This window comes from Variovorax sp. YR216 (assembly GCF_900107745.1).
Lineage (GTDB): Bacteria > Pseudomonadota > Gammaproteobacteria > Burkholderiales > Burkholderiaceae_C > Variovorax.
In genome coordinates, this window is record NZ_FNRO01000001.1 from 938,845 (window position 1) to 955,792 (window position 16,948).

Sequence of the window (16,948 nt, forward strand, 5' to 3'; positions counted from 1 at the left end):
ATTCCCATGAGCCACCCAGCCGCGCCGAAGGCAGATGGCGAAGCCCTGCCGCGCGAACGTGCCCGCATGTCCCGGCGCCGGACCATCGTTGCCACGACCATCGGCAACGCGCTCGAGTTCTTCGATTTCACCGTCTACGGCTTCCTGGCCCTGGTGATCGGCAAGCTCTTCTTTCCGACCTTCAGTTCCTACGGGCAACTGCTGCTGACGGTGGCGAGCTTCGGCGTCGGGTTCATCGTGCGGCCGCTCGGCGGCATCGTGATCGGCAGCTACGCCGATCGCGCCGGCCGCAAGAAGGCGATGACGCTCACCATCTTCCTCATGGCGCTGGGCTGCGCCATGATCGCCTTCGCGCCCACCTACGCACAGATCGGCGTTGCGGCGCCCATCCTGATCGTGCTGGCGCGGCTGATCCAGGGCTTCTCGGCCGGCGGCGAGGTCGGCGCGTCCACCACGCTGCTGGTGGAACACGCCACGCCGAAGAACCGCGGCTACATGGCGAGCTGGCAGTTCGCCAGCCAGGGCCTGGGCATCCTGCTGGGCGCCGTGGTGGTCGGCGTGCTGCTGACCGCGCTGCCCGCGCAGGCGATGGAAAGCTGGGGATGGCGCGTACCCTTCTTGCTCGGCATGCTGATCGCACCGGTCGGCATGTACATCCGCCGGCATCTGGAGGAATCCCTCGACGTGCACGAAGCGCCGGCGACCACCGACGCGCCGCGCCCCCACGGCAGCCTGTCGGCCGTCTGCCGCGAGCACGGCAAGACGGTTCTGGCCGCCATCCTGAGCATCATCGGCGGCACCGCCGCAGCCTACGTGGTCACCTTCTACATGCCGACCTACGCGATCCGCGAACTCGGCCTGCCGCCGCCGGTCGCGCTGTTCGGCGCGGCGCTCACCGGACTGCTGTCGTTCGCACTCGCGCCGCTGGTGGGCGTGTGGTCCGACCGCATCGGACGCAAGCGGCTGATCGTCGCGAGCCGCGTGCTGCTGGCGCTCCTCATCTATCCGGGATTCCTGTGGCTCAACGCGTCGCCGACGCCCACCGCGCTGTACACGGTGGTCGGGCTGCTGAGCATCACGCTGGTGATGCAGACGGTGCCGGGCATCACGATGCTGCCCGAGATGTTCCCCAAGCATGTGCGAGCGACCGGCATGTCGCTGGTCTACAGCGTGGGCGTGGCGCTGTTCGGCGGCTTCTCGCCCTTCATCAGCACCTGGCTGCTGAACGCCACCGGCAACAAGCTCGCACCGGCCTGGTATCTGCTCACTGTGTCGATGGTGTCGCTGCTCGGCCTGCTCTGGATGCGGGACTTCACCGGCAAGGACATCGACGCGGCCGACGCCCATTGATCTGACCAAACGCACTTTCCAAGGACCTCACGATGTACAACACCGCAGCCACCCGCCACTTCTCGGGCACCTACGCCGAGGCGCGGCGGAAATTCCTCGATGCGGCGGCCCAGCGGGGCGCAGCCATCGAAAGCTTCGAGCTCGAAGCGCATCGCGGTGCGCTGGGCGAAGCCCTGGCCACCGACGTGGCCTATCTCGGCAAGCCCGGCGCGGCCAGGCTGCTGATCGTCAGCTCCGGCACGCACGGCCCCGAAGGCTTCTGCGGCTCCGGTTGCCAGGTCGCGACGCTGAACGACGCCGACCTGCTCTCGCGCGCCGAGCAGGCCGGCATCGGGCTCTTGCTGATCCACGCGGTCAACCCGCATGGCTTCTCCCACCTGCACCGGACCAACGAGGACAACATCGACCTCAACCGCAACCACATCGACTTCAATGCGCCGCTGCCGGTGAATGCGGCCTACGCCGAGGTCGAGCCCTTCGTGCTGCCAGCCAACTGGCCGCCGACTGCCGCGGACATGACGAAGATGGCGGCCTACATCGAGAAGAACGGCATGTGGGCCTTCCGCACCGCCGTGACCTCGGGCCAGTACACCTCGCCGCTGGGCGTTTTCTACGGCGGCACCGCGCCCTCCTGGAGCAATCGCACGATGCGGGGCATCCTGCGCAAGTACGGCTCGGCGGCCACGCACATCGGCTGGATCGATGTGCACACCGGCCTCGGCCCCTACGGCCATGGGGAGAAGATCTACGCGGGCCGCAACGCCCCGGCCGACCTCGCGCGAGCGCGCGCATGGTGGGGCGCGGACGTGTTCGCGCCGTTCGAAGGGCAATCGGCGTCGGCCGATGTGTCAGGCCCGGTGGTCTCGGCGGTGTACGACGAGTGCCCGCAGGCCAGCGCTGCCGTGATGGGCCTGGAATTCGGCACCCTGCCCGACCAGGAAGTCATGAATCGCCTGCGCGCCGACACCTGGCTGCGCCGCCATCCCGAAGCACCGGAAGAACAGCAGCGCACCATCCGCCAGGAACTGCGCGATGCCTTCTACTGCGACAACGACGAGTGGAAAGGCATGGTCCTCGGCCAGTCCCGCGTCGTTCTGCTGCAAACGGTGCAGGGCCTGAAAACCGCCTGACCCGTCCGTCACCCCATGCGGAAGACCCCGTAGAACCGGCTCCGCCGGGCTACCGGGGTCGCCCCCGGCGAGGGGGTGCAGAGCCACACGAAGTGGGTGAGGCTGGGGGAGAACCTGCTGCGGGGTGCAGAGCCACACGAAGTGGGCGAGGCTGGGGGAGAGCCTACTGCGCCTCGCGGCACTTCTGCAGATTCGTGTTGAAGCGCTGCTGCATTCCCGGCTCGCAGGTGTCGGCCGTGGTCATGATGCGGCACATGCCGACCACGAGGAAATCCGACACCGCCTCGGTGCACATCGGGTAGCGCGCGAGCTGCGGGTTGTCGCGCACCTTGAAACCCCACTGGTCCGAGAAATCGAGCATGCGCGACATCGCGTTCTCGAAGTAGTCGCGGTCGCGCTCCTTGATCGCGTTTTCCATCTGCGGCAGCTCGACGTTCAGGAAACGCATCGCGGCACCGGGGAACTCGCGCGCGTCCTGCGCAAGCGCGCCGGAAGCGGACAAGGCCAGCAGCAGCGGCGCGATGGCGCGCGCGATGAACGGAAGAACACGGTGGCGGGCAAGTTCCATGGGCTTTCGGTATGTGACGTCGGGTGGCAATTGCCGCGCCCTTCCGGGCCCCGGCAACCCCCTATTTGAACCGAAAGCCGGCCGCCTACCAGCTCATGCGCACGCCGACCGAGCCCTGCACCGACGACCTCACCCGCGCGTCGCCGCCGACATCGAAGACATGCCCGACTTCGCCGTACAGCGTGGTCGACGACGACAGTGCGAGCGTGGCGCCGCCCGCCACTTCGGCCGACGTGTAGCCCGTGGCGCTGGCGATCGGCGTGCTCGCCGCGGGGGCGATGAAGGTCGCCACGTCGGTGCCGGAACCTGCGCGGTACAGGTTCACGCGGCCGTAGGGCTGCAGGCGGCCGGCGCTGGTCGCGAAGTCGCCCTTGACGCGGACGCCGAGGCGGCCGATCCAGCCGCTGTCGGCATCCTGGCGCACCGACGCGCCGCTGATGAGCACGTTGTCGAAGCTGCTGCGCTGCCAGGCGAGTTGGGCCTGCGGCTCGATGGTCCAGCGCTCGGTCAGCGCGAAGGCCTTGCCGGTTTCGATCGAGGCGGTGAGGCTGTCGGCCTTGCCGGAAACGCTCGGGTTCAGGTCCGGGCGCACCGTGTAGCGATGGCTGCCGCCCTGGAGCACCGCGTCGGCGTACCAGCCGCTGCCGTCCATCCAGGTCGCGTAGCCGCCGAGGTAGCGCGACTGCAGTTCGTTGCTGCCCACGCGACCGATGGTGCCGCGCGCATTGCCGCTCACGTCGGCGCCGCCGTCGAGGTAGCCCACGTAGATGCCGCCGCGCCAGTGGCCCGCCGCGAACAGGTCGGTTCCCGCCTGCAGGCCGCTGACATGGCCCTTGCTGCCGGCACCGGCCACGCCATCCTGGTGGATGTCGAGGTCGGCGTAGACCGCGCGCGCCCAGGCCTGGCGGCCCGCGTCGCCCGAGCCCGCCACCGCGGCGGACGGTGCGGCTTCGTCGCCCACGCGGCGATGCAGGTTGCCGAGCATCGCGAGGTCCGCCTGGCGCAGCTGCGCGGGCAGCGCGGCGAAGAGCGGCACCTCCGCGCGATAGGTGGGCACCGTCGGGACGGGCGTCGTCACCGTCGGCGGCTTCGGGATCGTGTCGGGGTTGACTTCGGGCGTGACTGGCGGAGTGACCGGCGGCGTGACCGGCGCATCGGTGCGCAGATACCAGTTCTCGCCCGCGCCCTGGGCATCGGCCGCATACAGGCGGTACTCGAAGGCGCCCGCGTCGACGTGGCCGTTGGCCAGCGTGAAGGCGCTCTTCGTGGTCTGCGCGGTGGTGGTGGCGCCGCCCTGCGCGCTCACCACTTCGATGCCGTTGCCCGTGGTCTGCGCGCCGAGCCCGCCGAGATTGGTGATACGGATCGCGGTGGTGCCGCTCGCGCTCGCCGCGGGGCCGTTCAGCACCAGCCGGTCGCTCAGGCTGCCGCTGCCGCCCAGCACCGTGCCGAGGCTGAGCACGCCGTTCTGGCCGACATAGGCGCCGTTGACCGTCAGCGTGCTGCCGGGAACGGCGCTCAACAGGCTCACCGTGCCCGCGTTCTGGAGCGACGCGACGGTCTGGTTGAAACCGGCGGTGTCGAGCGTCGCGCCCGCCGCGACCACATGCGCGGAGCCCGCGCTGAAGGTGTCGGCCGCGCCGGCCTTCAACGTGCCGGCGCTGACCGTGGTCGTGCCGGTGATCGCCTGCGCCTTCGCGAGGGTCAGCGTGCCGGCGCCGGTCTTTTCCAGGCCGCCGGTGCCGCTCAGAAGCCCGTTGTAGGTCGCGTCCGTCGGCTGCGCGAAACGCACGAGGCCGTTGTCCGTGACGGCCAGCGGCGCGAACTCGGCAGGCGTCTGCAATGTGCCGGCCGGGTCGACCGTCATGCTGCCGGTGTAGTTGCTCGCGTCCGTCGCGAGCACCAGCGTGCCGCCGGCGACGCGCGCACTGGTAAAGCCCGAATCCTGCAGCGAGACGCCGAGGTTCCAGGTGCCGCTGTCGTTCTTCACCAGCGACTGGAAGTTCGAGATCGCGTGGTTGAAGGTGCCGGTGCCGGTGCCATTGAGCGTCAGCAGGTTGTTGCCGCCGCCGCCGTTGATGGCGCCGGAAATCGTGCCGTGCTCATACAGGTTGAGCGTGTCGTCGCCATCGGCGAAGTTCAGCGAACCGAGGATCTGCCCCTTGTTCGTGAAGTTGATCGCCATCGTCCCGGCAACGCCGATGATGTTGCCGTTGGTTCCGTCCTTGTAGCGGATCACGCCGGTCTCGCCGTTCACGACGGTGTTGCTGCCGCTGGTCGACTGGAACCAGATCGCGGCGCCCCCGGCCTGCGAGTCGATGGTGCCGTTGTTGATGATGGTGTTGCCGGTGCCGATCGGGTTGACCGCCTCGGCGTCGCCCGCCGTGCCCTTGGAGAGCACCCGTGCGCCCTGCTCGATCGTCAGCGTGTTGTTGTGCAGGAACTCCACCGTGTTGGCGCCGGTGCCGTACAGGCCGTTGGTCAGGCCGACCGCGTTGTTCTCGACCGTCGCGCCGCTGCGCACGGTGATGCTGCCGTTGCTCAGGAGACTGATCGCCGTGTCGCCGTCCGTGCTGATGACTGCGTTCTGCTGCACATCGACCGTGGTTCCCGGGGCGGTGCCGTAGCCCGAGCCGACCGTGGTGGTCTGGGCCCCGCCGGCGCTCGTGCAGACGTAGTCGGTACCGGTCAACGTGCACGCGGCCGACGCCGCGCCGGAGAGGACAAGCAGCGCCGCGCCGGTGGAAACGGCCCGGCAGGTCGATTTGCCGGCGGTCGCGGCCAGTTCGGAGGCCACTGCCCAGGTTTGTTGCGACGAGTTCCAAACGACCCTGAAAACGCGATTCACGACCTTGTGTTCCCTTCAACGGACTGGAAAGATGAAAATGAATACTTACGACTGTAATGCTCTGGTATTCATTTCCGTTGGAAGAAAGTCACGGAATCGGTGCGCAATCGCGTTCTTGCAACGAAATAGTTACAAAAATAAGCTAGATCTCAGTGCCGGCGGCCCGGATTGGTGCATGTCCGGCCCAGGCATCGGCGGGCCGTAAACTCGCCCGATGCCCTCCCGACCGAACCGAGCGCCGCGAATGATCGAGCGCGGCATCCTGTGCATCCTGATCGGCGCGGCCGTGCTGATCTCGCCTCAATACCTGGAATCGCCCACCTGGCGCGAGACGATCGGCGGTGCCTACCTGGTCGGCTGGTTCGCCCTGGTGCTGGGAATTGCCCTGGTGGGGGTGGGTCTGGTCGGGCGCGCCCGTTCCGGCGGACGACGCTGAACCTGGCGGCGGCGCCTCAGCGCCGTGTGCGAAGCCGCTTCAAGCCCTCGACCGCCGCCAGCACGATGGCGCCCGCGATCACGCCGACGACCGCGTTGCCGAGCAGCGAGGCCAGCGGGCCCCAGGCCTGGATCGCGTGGCCGAGCGCCGGCGCGCCATGCACGAGGATGCCCCCGCCCACGAGGAACATCGCGACCGTGCCGAGGACGGAAAGCGCCTTCATGAGCCAGGGCGCCGCGCCGACCAGCGCGCGGCCCACCGCCTGCACGGCGGCGTTGCCCTGCTGGGCGAGGTAGAAGCCCATGTCGTCGAGCCGCACGATGCCGGCGACCAAGCCGTAGACGCCGATGGTCATGACGATCGCGATGCCCGCCAGGACGGTGAGTTGCGTGAGGAACGGCTGGCCCTGCACCGTGCCCAGCGTGATCGCGATGATCTCGGCGGACAGGATGAAATCGGTGCGCACCGCGCCTTTGACCTTGGTCTTCTCGGCCGCGACCAGGTCGATCGCCTCGTTGGCGACCGCCTGCTCGTGCCGCTGCGTCTCGATCGCGTGCTCGGTCTTGTGCAGGAAGCGGTGCGCGAGCTTCTCGAAGCCTTCGAAGCACAGGAATGCGCCGCCCACCATCAGGAGCGGCGTGACCAGCCAGGGCAGCCAGGTGCCGATGAGCAGGGCCGCCGGCACCAGGATCGCCTTGTTGACGAACGACCCCTTGCACACCGCCCAGACCACCGGCAGCTCGCGGCTGGCCCGCACGCCCGCGACCTGCTGCGCGTTCAGCGCGAGATCGTCGCCGAGCACCCCCGCCGTCTTCTTGGCCGCCACCTTGGTGAGCACCGAGACATCGTCGAGCACCGTCGCGATGTCATCGAGGAGCAGCAGCAGGCTGGTGGCCATCGGTGGTTGATCGGGGTATCAGACGTTCCGCTTGAGGCGGATTTCCTCGATCTTCACCGTACCGATCGCGGTGGTCTTGGCGGTCTTCATCTCGCGCTTGAAGCCGGCGAGTTCGCAGAAGCGGATCGCACGGTCGTTGCGCAGCGGCACCCAGATGGTGACGACGGTGCAGCCTTCTTCCTCGAGGCCCTCGCGCGCGGCATCCCACAGCGCGACGCCGAGGCCCTTGTCCCAGTGTTCGGGCTTGACGTAAAGCGACCAGATCTCGCCGGTGGTCGACGGCGTCTTGGGGTCGCGCGAACGGTCGAAGCCGACGAAGCCGACCACTTCGCCGCCGAGCTCGACCACATGCACCTGCGGCTCGGCGTACTCGATCGCCTCGCGCCACTTGGCCTCGCGGGTGGCGGGCGTCAGTGCGCGCAACTGGTCTTCGGGGAGGATGCCCGCGTAGGCGGCCTGTGCGGAGGCGGCATGGACTTCAGCGACGGCCTTGGCGTCGCGCAGGGTGGCGGGGCGAACTTCGAAATCGGACATGAATGCGGGGACAGAAACGAACGGTAAAGGGGCGTATTGTCGCTGCCGATGAAAGCGATCGTTCAACCCGGCGGTTTCCATTTCGACCTCGAACCCGACCGCACCCTCCTTCAGTCCGCCGAAGCCGGCGGGATCGAGCTGCCGAGCTCGTGCCGCAACGGCACCTGCCGCACCTGCCTGTGCAGGCTGGTGTCGGGCCGGATCCGCTATCGGATCGAATGGCCCGGCGTGAGCGCCGAGGAAAAGGCCGAGGGCTGGATCCTGCCCTGCGTGGCGGAGCCGGAAGGCGACGTCACGATCGACGTGCCCTACGCATTCGCGGTGTTCTAGGCCTCGTGGGTCTTCGCGAGCCGGTCGCGCTGCGCCAGCGACGGGAAGAGGCGGAACCAGCAGGCCGCCACCAGCACCGTGCCGATCCCGCCGGCCACCACCGAGCCGACCGGCCCGAGCAACGCGGCGGTCGCGCCGGACTCGAATTCGCCCAACTGGTTGCTCGCGCCGATGAAGATCGAGTTCACCGCGCTCACGCGGCCGCGCATCGCGTCGGGTGTCTCGAGTTGCACCAGCGTCTGCCGGATCACCACGTTGACCATGTCCGCGCCGCCCGAGACCGCCAGCGCGACCAGCGAAACGGCGAAAGTGCGCGAGAGGCCGAAGACGATCATGCACACGCCGAACATCGCCACGGCCAGCAGCAGCGTGCGGCCGATGCCGCGCTCCACCGGGTGGCGCGTGAGGTAGATCGACATGACCAGGGCGCCCACCGCCGGCGCACCACGCAGCAGCCCGAGGCCCCACGGACCGGTATGGAGGATGTCCTTGGCGTAGATCGGCAGCAGCGCCACCGCGCCGCCGAGCAGCACCGCGAACAGATCGAGCGTCACCGCGCCGAGCACCGGCTTGCGCGTCCAGATGAACTCGACGCCGGCCAGCAGCGTCTTCACGGTTACCGGCTCGCGCGGCGTGACCGTGTAGCTGTACTTCAGCTGCATCACCAGCGCGGACGCGAGCACGAAGAACAGCAGCGCCGCACCGTACACCACGCCCATGCCGGCCACGAACAGCATGCCGCCAAGCGCCGGCCCGCCGATGATCGCGCCCTGCATGCCGGCGGAACTGAAGGCCATCGCGCGCGGCAGCATCATGGGCGACACCAGAAGCGGCGTCAGCGCCTGCTGCGCCGGCATCTGGAACGCACGCACCCCGCCGAGCACCAGCGAGAGCCCCAGCAGCAGCGCACGCGAATCCTTGCCGCCGTAGACCGACAGCACAAGGATGAGCGCGACCGCGCCCTGCACCGCGAAACATGCCGCCACGATGCGGCCGCGATGGTGGTTGTCGACCACATGCCCCGCCCACAGCGCGAGCAGCAGCGCCGGCACGAACTGGTAGAGGCCGACCAGCCCGAGGTCCCACGCGCTGTGCGTGAGGTCGTACATGTGCCAGCCGATCGCGACCAGGAGCATCTGGCTCGCCGCCGTGCCGCACAGGCGCGCGGACCACAGTCGCATGAAGGGCCGCTCGCGTGTCAAGTCTGAAAAACTGGAACTTCGATCGGGAGCGGCGGCGACGGACATCCGGACGAGGATAGCCGAGCGAGGTCTTCTAGACTTGGCCCCCGATGAATGACCTCCAAGTGGTTCACGAAGACCCTCACCTCGTCGTGCTCGACAAGCCCGCGGGCCTGCTGTGCGTGCCCGGGCGCGGCGAGGACAAGCAGGACTGCCTGAGCGCGCGCGCCCAGCGGCACTGGCCCGATGCGCTTGTCGTGCACCGGCTCGACATGGCGACCAGCGGCCTCGTGCTGATGGCGCGCAGTCTGGAGATGCAGCGCGCGCTGGGCGATCTGTTCGCCAGCCGGCAGGTGAACAAGCGCTACGAGGCCATCGTCGATGGATCAATGCCCGTGCGCGAAGCGTGGTCCCTGATCGACGCGCCGCTGATGGCCGACTGGCCGCGCAGGCCGCTGCAGAAGATCGATGCCGCCGGCAAGCCGAGCCAGACGCGCTGGCGCGTGAAGGCGCTGCTGCCCGAGCGCAACGCCACGCATGTGTGGCTGGAGCCGCTCACCGGTCGCAGCCATCAGCTGCGGGTGCATCTGCTGTCGATCGGGCACCCGATCCTCGGCGATGCGCTCTATGGCACCGACGACGTGCGCGAACGCGCACCGAGGCTGCTGCTGCACGCGACGATGCTCGAGTTCGCGCACCCGGCCGACGGGCGCGTGTGCCGCTTCGAGAGTGCGCCGCCCTTCGTCCCGGACTTCTGACTAGAGCGCGCCCTTCACCACGAGCACGGGGCACTTCGCGTCCTGCAGCACGCGCTGCGTGACGCTGCCGAGCAGGAGCTTCTCGATGCCGGTGCGGCCGTGCGAGCCCATCACGATCAGGTCTGCGCCGATGGCGATCGCGGTGTCGACGATGCCTTCGTGCACCACATGGCCGTCGATCACGCGCTGGTCGCTGTGCAGGCCCTCGGCCGCAAGCGCGGCGACGCCGCGCGCGAGCGCCGCATTGGCGCTGCTGGTGGCGGCGGCAAGGTATTCGTTCTGGCCGAGCGCGTAGTCCGCGCCCACACCGATGAAGGGATAGTTATCCACCACGTGGATGAGCGTGATGCGACTGCCGAAGGCAAGCGCCAGCCCGCTGGCCTTGCTGACCGCCAGCATCGAGGTTTCGGAACCGTCGATGGGCACCAGGATGTGATTGAACATGGCAGACCTCTTGATCGAAGAGAACAGATTCCAGGTTCGCGGGCGAACCGGACCCGAATGTACATCCAAGGCAAGGCGCGCGGATGTAGGACGTCTACGGTCTGCCCCGAGGTTCAGTCACCCTGGAATTCGCCTGCGCGGCAGGTCAAGACCAGCGTGTCGCGCCAGCCTGCTTCGCCTTCGATCAGCGGCTGGATCGGCGTCGATTCGTGAATCACGCGCGCGTCGTCGAGCAGCAGCAGCGACCACGGCTCCGTCAGCGTGAAGCGCTCGCCGCGCCGGCCCGCGGCCTCGAAGACGCGCGTCTCGCCGCCCTTGATGTTGTGCCGGCCGACAAGCGCGACCGCCACGAGATCCACACCGTCGCGATGCGCGCCTTCGGGCGTCGGGCGACCGATGCCGTCGGCGGTGTCGATGCGGAACTGGTGCGCCTCGACATACCAGCGCTGCGCACCGCGCAGACCGCTCGCCGCATCCGCGAGCGCATGCATCAGCCGCTGCCAGACGGGCTGCGCCACGGTGGCTTCCTGCATCGGTGCGAACCAGCGCTGCATGCCCCCGTGCAGTGCGTTGTATTCGACCGGCTGCCAGTGCGCGCGATGCGGCACCTGCACCACTTCGGCGCCATCGACGGTGAAGCAGGCATGCCGCCGCGTGCGGTAGCGGCCGCCGTCCTTGAGGTACTCGTCCGGCGGCAGGTTGAACCAGTCGGCGTGCAGTGCATCGAGCGCCGAGAGCGGCACGCCGAGCCACTCGGACACGCCCTCGGGGCTCAGCACGGCATAGCCGTCCTGGCGCAGGGTGGGGACGAGCCGGTCGGGGGGTGTGAAGGGTGGGCTGAAGGCCGCGCTCACTCGGTCACCTTCACGCCCTTCCAGAAGGCGACGCGGTCGCGCACCATCTCGGCTTCGGGCTTCGGGTCGGCGTAGTACCACACCGCATCGGGATTGAGCTCGCCGTTGACCAGCAGCGAGTAGTAGCTCGCAGTCCCCTTCCACGGGCACGTGGTCTTGTGGTTGCTGAAGCTCACGTGCTCGCGGTTGAGCGATGCGGCCGGAAAGTAGTGATTGCCTTCGACGAGCACGGTGTCGTCGCTTTCGGCGAGGGTGACGCCGTTCCAGGTTGCTTTCATTGGGTGACTCCAAGGCGCGATGCGCGCCACTCACATGGACGAAAGTAGCACATCGCGGGAAGGCCAAGTCGGCGAAGGGTTCGAGGGCGACAGGCGTTGGGCGACACCCCGGCCCTGGCGTCACTGGGGCGATGCCGTCGGTTTCGCCCGACGCTCACTCCGGCTGCGCATCGAGCACCGCCGTGCGGCGGCGCCCGCGTTCGTCGTGCAGCATGTACAGCCCGGAGCCGACGAGCAGCGCGATTCCGACCCATGCCGATCCGCCGGGTATCTCGTCCCAGATCGCGTAGCCCAGGAGCGTGGCAAAGAGAACCGCGCTGTAGCGGAACGGCGCCGTGAGCGACACCTCCCCGGCGCGCATGCATTGCACCAGCAGGAAGTAGCCCGACGCCAGGAAGGCGGCCGCGACGCCCAGCAGGGCGAGCTCGCGCAGTGCGAACGGTTTCCAGCCGCTCGCCAGCGTCAGCGCACCGGACAGCAAGGTCACCGCCAATGCGGTCGCGAGCGTGATGATGATCGACGGGATCGCCGGATCGATGCGCCGAGTCATCAGGTCGCGCGCGGCGTGGAAGAGCGTGCCGAGCAGGCACAGCAGCGCCCACGCGTTGAAGCCGTCGCCGCTGGGCCGCACGATGCACAACACGCCCGCGAAGCCCAGCAGCACGGCGATCCAGCGCGCCCTGCCCGCGCGCTCGCCGAGGAAGAGCACCGCGAACACCGTCATGAACAGCGGCGCCGCGAGGTTGATGGCGGTCGCGTTGGCGATCGGCAGCTGGAACAGCGACAGCAGGTACAGCATCGTCGCGCAGGCATCGACCGCACCGCGAAGCGCCACGCGCGGATGCAGCACCGCACTCGCCTGCCGCAACGCGCCCAATCGGTGCGCGACCAGCAACACCAGCACCGTGGCGATCACGCCGCGCACGAAGATGAGCTGGGCCGAAGGCATCGACTGGCTCACATGCTTGACCGTCGCGTCGTTGAACACGAAGCAACCCATGGCGCCGATCATCGTGGCGATGGCGCGGCCGTTGGCGTGGGACGACGGCCGGGAAGCGAGAGGCTGCGAAGTCATGTGAGCTGAAGGTGTCGAGGCGTGCGCGCGAACCGCGTCGGAATCGCCGATCATGCCTCGCCGCGAAGCGGCTCCAGGCGAGCGGCGGCGTGCCGGGCCATGCCTGAGCAGTCTGTATCGGCATGAAACGCTCCTTTCAGGACGGGCGTGCGCGTCCCCACAATGGCCTCCCCTCGCGACGATGGAGCGACCATGAAGACGATGAAGGCTGCGGTGGTGCACGAATTCGGCGCGCCGCTGAAGATCGAGGAAGTGCCGGTACCTGAAGTCACGCCTGGCCAGGTCCTGGTGAAGGTGGCCGCCTCGGGCGTCTGCCACACCGACCTGCATGCCGCCGAAGGCGACTGGCCGGTCAAGCCGTCGCTGCCCTTCATTCCCGGCCACGAAGGCGTCGGCCACGTGGCCGCCGTGGGCGCCGGGGTCAAGCATGTGAAGGAAGGCGACCGCGTCGGCGTCCCCTGGCTGCACACTTCCTGCGGGCACTGCGAGCACTGCATCACCGGCTGGGAAACACTGTGCGATTCGCAGCAGATGACCGGCTACACGGTCAACGGCGCCTATGCGGAATACGTGCTGGCCGACCCGGGCTACGTGGGCCACCTGCCCGCCAACATCGGCTTCTCCGCGATCGCGCCGATCCTGTGCGCAGGGGTCACCGTCTACAAGGGACTCAAGGTGCTCGACTGCGCGCCGGGCAACTGGGTGGCAATCTCCGGCGTCGGTGGCCTCGGGCACCTGGCGGTGCAATACGCCAAGGCCATGGGCTTCCACGTGGCGGCGGTGGATGTGGACGACGCCAAGCTCCAGCTGGCGAAGGAAGTCGGCGCCGACATGGTGGTCAACGCCGCCAAGGACGATCCGGTGAAGACGCTGCAGCGCGAGTTCAAGGGCGCGCACGGCGTGCTGGTGACGGCCGTCGCGCGCAGCGCCTTCGCGCAGGGCCTGGGCATGCTTCACAAACGCGGCACCATGTCGATGGTCGGCCTGCCGCCGGGCGATTTCGGGCTGCCGATCTTCGATGTGGTGCTCAATGCCAAGACCGTGCGCGGATCGATCGTCGGGACGCGCAAGGACCTGCAGGAGGCGCTGGCCTTTGCCGGCGAAGGCAAGGTGCACACCGTGTTCACCGAAGACCGGATCGAGAACATCAACCCGATCCTCGACCGGATGCGCAAGGGCGGCATCGAAGGCCGGGTGGTGATGCGCCTGACCGACGAGTCCTGACAGTTCCACCACCGAGGCTCCCACCATGCCGCCCGCCAGCCCCCCGCAGATCGATGGCTGGCTTTGGGGAACGGTTGCCACGGATGTAGCCGCGGCCACCTACGCCGATGGCGACGCGCTGGCGTCGCGCCAGAGGCAGCGCCTTGCGCGACTGCTGGCCTCCGCCAAAGAGCGCTCGCCGTTCTACCGCCGCGTGCTTCACGACTGCGATTGCGACAGCGTTCACCTCTGCGAGCTGCCGGTCGCCCACAAGGCCGAGCTGATGCACCACTTCGACGAGTGGGTCGCCGATCCGGCGATTCGCCTCGACGAATTGCGCCGCTTCGTGGCGGACCCGCGCCGCATCGCCGAGCCCTACCTCGGCAGCTACCTGGTCTGGGAAAGCTCCGGCAGCAGCGGCGAGCCCGGCATCTTCGTCCAGGACGACCTCTCGCTGGCCGTCTTCGACGCGCTCGAGGCAATCCGCAGGCCGATGCTGCGCCCCGCGCGGCGCATGTTCGACCCGTGGGGCTGGGGCGAACAGATCGCCTTCGTCGGCGCGACCGGGGGGCACTTCGCGAGCACCGTATCGATCGAGCGGCTTCGGCGGCTCAATCCCGCGCTGGCGCAACGCGTGCGCTGCATCTCGTTCATGCAGCCGGCAGCAGCGATCGTCAGTGCGATCGACGCGATGGGCCCGAGCGTCATCGCGACCTATCCCAGCGCCGCGGTACTCCTGGCCGAAGAACGCCTGCATGGACGAATGCGCACGCTGCCCCGCGAGATATGGACCGGCGGCGAAAACCTGTGCGCCGCAAAGCGCGCGTTCATCCAGCGCGCCTTCCATTGCACAGTGGCCGACAGTTACGGCGCCTCCGAGTTCCTGTCCCTTGCATTCGAATGCGAGCGAGGCTCCCTGCACCTCAACAGCGACTGGGCCATCCTTGAAACGGTGGACGAGCACCAGCGGCCGGTGCCGAGCGGCGAGACCGGCGCGACGGTGCTGCTGACCAACCTGGCCAACCACCTGCAGCCGCTGATCCGCTACGACCTCGGCGACCGGGTGACCTTGCACGCCCACGGCTGCGCCTGCGGATCACGACTTCCGGTCATCGAAGTGGAAGGCCGCTGCGAAGACACGCTCTGCATCGAGGGCGACGGCGCCGCCTCCGTCCAGCTGCTTCCGCTCGCACTGAGCACGGCGATCGAGGATGGCGCGGGCCTCTTCGATTTCCAGCTGGTCCAGCAGGGACCGCGCGATCTGCTGATGCGCACCGGACTGCAGGGCGGCGAGGGGGAGCAGGCGCTGCGCAGGGCGCACCGCGCGCTCTGCGACTTCCTGCGCTCGCAAGGCATCACGGGCGTGCAGATCGAATGCCGCGCGGGCGAGCCCGGCCTTGCCGGTCGCAGCGGCAAGGTGCCCCGCGTGGTCGCTGCGGGCGCCGCCTCCGCGCTCATCGCGCCGTGAGAAGCGCGGGGTTCAACCCCGGCGCGCCGCCTCGATGGTCGCGATGTCGATCTTCCGCATCTGCATCATCGCGTCGAACGCACGCTTGGCCGCCGCAGGATCAGGGTCGGAGACCGCATCGATCAGCGCACGAGGCGTGATCTGCCACGACAGGCCCCATTTGTCCTTGCACCAGCCGCAGGCGCTTTCCTGGCCGCCGTTGCCGACGATCGCATTCCACAGCCGATCGGTCTCGGCCTGGTCGTCGGTCGCGACCTGGAACGAGAAAGCCTCGCTGTGCTTGAACGCCGGCCCGCCGTTCAGGCCGAGGCACGGAATGCCCATGACGGTGAACTCCACCGTCAGCACATTGCCCTGCTTGCCGGAGGGATAGTCGCCCGGCGCATGGTGCACGGCCTTCACAGCACTGTCCGGAAGCGTCTTTGCGTAGAACTGGGCGGCTTCCAGCGCGGTGCCGTCGTACCAGAGGCAGATCGTGTTCTTGCTGACCAATTGGGTTCTCCTGTTCAGATTCGAAGCATCCAGTGACAAAGGCCCTCCGACGACTTGCGTCCGATCGGAGGGCCTTCGCGGTCTCGGATTACCTTTGGGGTCTTGCCGAATCCGTGCAGGCAAGGTAACCCGGCCTGCTCGCCCGGCCACTCGGCAAGCGACGGAATTCTCTGCCGGAAAGCGCCTACCCAGACCTGATTGCCACTTGCCTGCCATGGTGCTTGAATAGCGGCCCCGCCCCTTCATCACGCAGGAGGATGTCATGGCATACGAGGCCCGATATGTCTTCAGACCGAATCCGGGCGCCGATCTTGGCGCCGTCATGGAAGCAATACAGCAGGGCGCGGCGCTCTGGAAACGGCATGGCGCAACCAATGCGCGCCTGTGGGTCGTCGCCGCCGGCGAGCTGGGCAACTACGTTCTCGAACTGCGCTTCGACAACGCCACCGAATACGCCAAGGTGACCGATCCGCTTTCCGCCGACCCCGATTTCAGGAAATGGCAGGCCGCGAATGTGCAGGCGGGTGCATTCACATGGGTGCGCAGCAACCTCATGCGTGAACTGCCGCTGGCGTAGCCAGCCATCCGTCTCTTGGCTTCGACCCTGGCGGCCTACGAAGAGCGCCTGGCGCAGTCCGGCGCGCTGAGGTTTGCTTTTGCCCACGCCTGCGTCGAGCGGGTTCGCCACCTGCTTGAGGAAGAACCTGTGATTCGATGCCTCGACACACTTGCCGCCTACGTCACGGGTCGGGCCGACGGAACCGCGCTTGATCGCGCCGCATCCGACGCAGCCGCGCTGGCCAATCGGCACCAGGGCTCCCGTTCACTGGATGGCGTCGGCCATGCGGCGGTGTCTGCAAGCTATGCAGTGGCCAACGCCCTGGCCGGCCGTGCGGTTCAGGCTGCCGACTACGCGGCCTATGCGATCGTGTACGGAGAAGGCGGCTATGGCGCCGTCTGCGAGCCGGAATCGTTTGTGCCGGAGAGGTCCTGGCAGCTCGCGACGCTGGAGCGGCTGGCGAGCGCTCAGGAGAATCGAAGTGATCAAGGCGAATGAGTCCGCCGACCCCGCGATGCGCTGCCGGCGGCGGATCACTCGCT

At 68.2% G+C, this 16,948-nt stretch carries 19 protein-coding genes; 9 read left to right on the forward strand and 10 right to left on the reverse strand.

Annotation, left to right across the window (positions count from 1 at the left end; all coding sequences use genetic code 11):
- Positions 1–66 precede the first annotated feature (66 nt).
- Together BLW05_RS04415 and BLW05_RS04420 are read left to right on the forward strand one after the other, a co-directional pair.
- Entirely contained in the window at positions 67–1,350 is a 1,284-nt protein-coding gene (locus tag BLW05_RS04415; RefSeq protein ID WP_256330044.1) for an MFS transporter, read from the forward strand.
- Positions 1,351–1,382: 32 nt separating this feature from the next.
- Positions 1,383–2,480 (forward strand): M14 family metallopeptidase, encoded by a 1,098-nt coding sequence (locus BLW05_RS04420; protein ID WP_093160094.1) that lies wholly within the window; start codon positions 1,383–1,385, stop codon positions 2,478–2,480.
- A 163-nt stretch (positions 2,481–2,643) separates the two neighbouring features.
- Here the strand turns inward: BLW05_RS04420 and BLW05_RS04425 are convergent, their stop codons facing one another.
- Positions 2,644–3,048, reverse strand: coding sequence for a hypothetical protein (locus BLW05_RS04425; RefSeq protein WP_093160097.1), 405 nt, complete (start codon positions 3,046–3,048; stop codon positions 2,644–2,646).
- Positions 3,049–3,133: 85 nt separating this feature from the next.
- A complete protein-coding gene (locus tag BLW05_RS04430) occupies positions 3,134–5,896 on the reverse strand; it encodes an autotransporter outer membrane beta-barrel domain-containing protein (protein WP_093160100.1) in 2,763 nt (920 codons plus the stop codon).
- 244 nt (positions 5,897–6,140) lie between these two features.
- Between BLW05_RS04430 and BLW05_RS04435 the strand changes: the two genes are divergently transcribed.
- Positions 6,141–6,332 (forward strand): hypothetical protein, encoded by a 192-nt coding sequence (locus BLW05_RS04435; protein ID WP_256330022.1) that lies wholly within the window; start codon positions 6,141–6,143, stop codon positions 6,330–6,332.
- A gap of 16 nt (positions 6,333–6,348) precedes the next feature.
- On the opposite strand, the gene BLW05_RS04440 is transcribed toward BLW05_RS04435, so the two are convergent.
- Positions 6,349–7,230: a DUF808 domain-containing protein gene (locus BLW05_RS04440; protein ID WP_093160106.1), complete on the reverse strand. Its 882-nt coding sequence runs from the start codon at positions 7,228–7,230 to the stop codon at positions 6,349–6,351.
- Positions 7,231–7,248: 18 nt separating this feature from the next.
- Entirely contained in the window at positions 7,249–7,764 is a 516-nt protein-coding gene (locus BLW05_RS04445; RefSeq protein ID WP_093160108.1) for a GNAT family N-acetyltransferase, read from the reverse strand.
- 48 nt (positions 7,765–7,812) lie between these two features.
- Between BLW05_RS04445 and BLW05_RS04450 the strand changes: the two genes are divergently transcribed.
- Positions 7,813–8,094: a 2Fe-2S iron-sulfur cluster-binding protein gene (locus BLW05_RS04450; RefSeq protein WP_093160505.1), complete on the forward strand. Its 282-nt coding sequence runs from the start codon at positions 7,813–7,815 to the stop codon at positions 8,092–8,094.
- Here BLW05_RS04450 and BLW05_RS04455 read toward each other — a convergent pair.
- A complete protein-coding gene (locus BLW05_RS04455) occupies positions 8,091–9,275 on the reverse strand; it encodes an MFS transporter (RefSeq protein WP_371126912.1) in 1,185 nt (394 codons plus the stop codon). The genes BLW05_RS04450 and BLW05_RS04455 overlap by 4 nt on opposite strands.
- A 110-nt stretch (positions 9,276–9,385) precedes the next feature.
- Between BLW05_RS04455 and BLW05_RS04460 the strand changes: the two genes are divergently transcribed.
- Positions 9,386–10,033 carry an RluA family pseudouridine synthase gene (locus tag BLW05_RS04460; RefSeq protein ID WP_093160113.1) on the forward strand — a complete coding sequence of 216 codons (648 nt, stop codon included), beginning with the start codon at positions 9,386–9,388 and terminating at the stop codon, positions 10,031–10,033.
- Here the strand turns inward: BLW05_RS04460 and BLW05_RS04465 are convergent, their stop codons facing one another.
- The 4 genes from BLW05_RS04465 to BLW05_RS04480 all read right to left on the reverse strand — a co-directional run bounded on the left by BLW05_RS04465 (position 10,034) and on the right by BLW05_RS04480 (position 12,684).
- Positions 10,034–10,477 (reverse strand): universal stress protein, encoded by a 444-nt coding sequence (locus tag BLW05_RS04465; RefSeq protein WP_093160116.1) that lies wholly within the window; start codon positions 10,475–10,477, stop codon positions 10,034–10,036. It abuts the gene before it with no gap.
- 113 nt (positions 10,478–10,590) lie between these two features.
- Positions 10,591–11,331, reverse strand: coding sequence for a 2OG-Fe dioxygenase family protein (locus tag BLW05_RS04470; RefSeq protein WP_093160118.1), 741 nt, complete (start codon positions 11,329–11,331; stop codon positions 10,591–10,593).
- The gene (locus tag BLW05_RS04475) at positions 11,328–11,609 is read right to left on the reverse strand and encodes a DUF427 domain-containing protein (RefSeq protein WP_093160121.1); all 282 of its coding nucleotides are present in this window, start codon (positions 11,607–11,609) and stop codon (positions 11,328–11,330) included. Before BLW05_RS04475 ends, BLW05_RS04470 begins: the two co-directional genes overlap by 4 nt.
- Positions 11,610–11,763: 154 nt before the next feature.
- On the reverse strand, positions 11,764–12,684 hold the full coding sequence (locus BLW05_RS04480; RefSeq protein ID WP_177142550.1) for a DMT family transporter: 921 nt from the start codon (positions 12,682–12,684) through the stop codon (positions 11,764–11,766).
- Between the two features lie 192 nt (positions 12,685–12,876).
- Between BLW05_RS04480 and adhP the strand changes: the two genes are divergently transcribed.
- Positions 12,877–13,908, forward strand: coding sequence for an alcohol dehydrogenase AdhP (gene adhP, locus BLW05_RS04485; RefSeq protein WP_093160126.1), 1,032 nt, complete (start codon positions 12,877–12,879; stop codon positions 13,906–13,908).
- Positions 13,909–13,933: 25 nt separating this feature from the next.
- Positions 13,934–15,355, forward strand: coding sequence for a phenylacetate--CoA ligase family protein (locus tag BLW05_RS04490; RefSeq protein ID WP_093160129.1), 1,422 nt, complete (start codon positions 13,934–13,936; stop codon positions 15,353–15,355).
- A 12-nt stretch (positions 15,356–15,367) separates the two neighbouring features.
- Here the strand turns inward: BLW05_RS04490 and BLW05_RS04495 are convergent, their stop codons facing one another.
- Complete coding sequence (locus tag BLW05_RS04495) at positions 15,368–15,847, reverse strand: VOC family protein (RefSeq protein WP_093160131.1); 480 nt, start codon at positions 15,845–15,847, stop codon at positions 15,368–15,370.
- A 322-nt stretch (positions 15,848–16,169) separates the two neighbouring features.
- On the opposite strand from BLW05_RS04495, the gene BLW05_RS04500 reads away from it, so the two are divergent.
- Together BLW05_RS04500 and BLW05_RS04505 are read left to right on the forward strand one after the other, a co-directional pair.
- Positions 16,170–16,424 (forward strand): hypothetical protein, encoded by a 255-nt coding sequence (locus tag BLW05_RS04500; protein WP_256330023.1) that lies wholly within the window; start codon positions 16,170–16,172, stop codon positions 16,422–16,424.
- A gap of 15 nt (positions 16,425–16,439) precedes the next feature.
- Complete coding sequence (locus tag BLW05_RS04505; RefSeq protein WP_256330024.1) at positions 16,440–16,904, forward strand: putative immunity protein; 465 nt, start codon at positions 16,440–16,442, stop codon at positions 16,902–16,904.
- The last annotated feature ends 44 nt before the right edge of the window (positions 16,905–16,948 follow it).

Excerpts from the sequence above, each read along its gene's own strand:
- BLW05_RS04415 (WP_256330044.1), top strand. The coding sequence starts at position 67 with ATGTCCCGGCGCCGGACCATCGTTGCCACGACCATCGGCAACGCGCTC.
- BLW05_RS04420 (WP_093160094.1), top strand. The coding sequence starts at position 1,383 with ATGTACAACACCGCAGCCACCCGCCACTTCTCGGGCACCTACGCCGAG.
- BLW05_RS04425 (WP_093160097.1), bottom strand. The coding sequence starts at position 3,048 with ATGGAACTTGCCCGCCACCGTGTTCTTCCGTTCATCGCGCGCGCCATC.
- BLW05_RS04435 (WP_256330022.1), top strand. The coding sequence starts at position 6,141 with ATGATCGAGCGCGGCATCCTGTGCATCCTGATCGGCGCGGCCGTGCTG.
- BLW05_RS04440 (WP_093160106.1), bottom strand. The coding sequence starts at position 7,230 with ATGGCCACCAGCCTGCTGCTGCTCCTCGATGACATCGCGACGGTGCTC.
- BLW05_RS04445 (WP_093160108.1), bottom strand. The coding sequence starts at position 7,764 with ATGTCCGATTTCGAAGTTCGCCCCGCCACCCTGCGCGACGCCAAGGCC.
- BLW05_RS04450 (WP_093160505.1), top strand. The coding sequence starts at position 7,813 with ATGAAAGCGATCGTTCAACCCGGCGGTTTCCATTTCGACCTCGAACCC.
- BLW05_RS04455 (WP_371126912.1), bottom strand. The coding sequence starts at position 9,275 with ATGCGACTGTGGTCCGCGCGCCTGTGCGGCACGGCGGCGAGCCAGATG.
- BLW05_RS04460 (WP_093160113.1), top strand. The coding sequence starts at position 9,386 with ATGAATGACCTCCAAGTGGTTCACGAAGACCCTCACCTCGTCGTGCTC.
- BLW05_RS04465 (WP_093160116.1), bottom strand. The coding sequence starts at position 10,477 with ATGTTCAATCACATCCTGGTGCCCATCGACGGTTCCGAAACCTCGATG.
- BLW05_RS04475 (WP_093160121.1), bottom strand. The coding sequence starts at position 11,609 with ATGAAAGCAACCTGGAACGGCGTCACCCTCGCCGAAAGCGACGACACC.
- BLW05_RS04480 (WP_177142550.1), bottom strand. The coding sequence starts at position 12,684 with ATGACTTCGCAGCCTCTCGCTTCCCGGCCGTCGTCCCACGCCAACGGC.
- adhP (WP_093160126.1), top strand. The coding sequence starts at position 12,877 with ATGAAGACGATGAAGGCTGCGGTGGTGCACGAATTCGGCGCGCCGCTG.
- BLW05_RS04490 (WP_093160129.1), top strand. The coding sequence starts at position 13,934 with ATGCCGCCCGCCAGCCCCCCGCAGATCGATGGCTGGCTTTGGGGAACG.
- BLW05_RS04500 (WP_256330023.1), top strand. The coding sequence starts at position 16,170 with ATGGAAGCAATACAGCAGGGCGCGGCGCTCTGGAAACGGCATGGCGCA.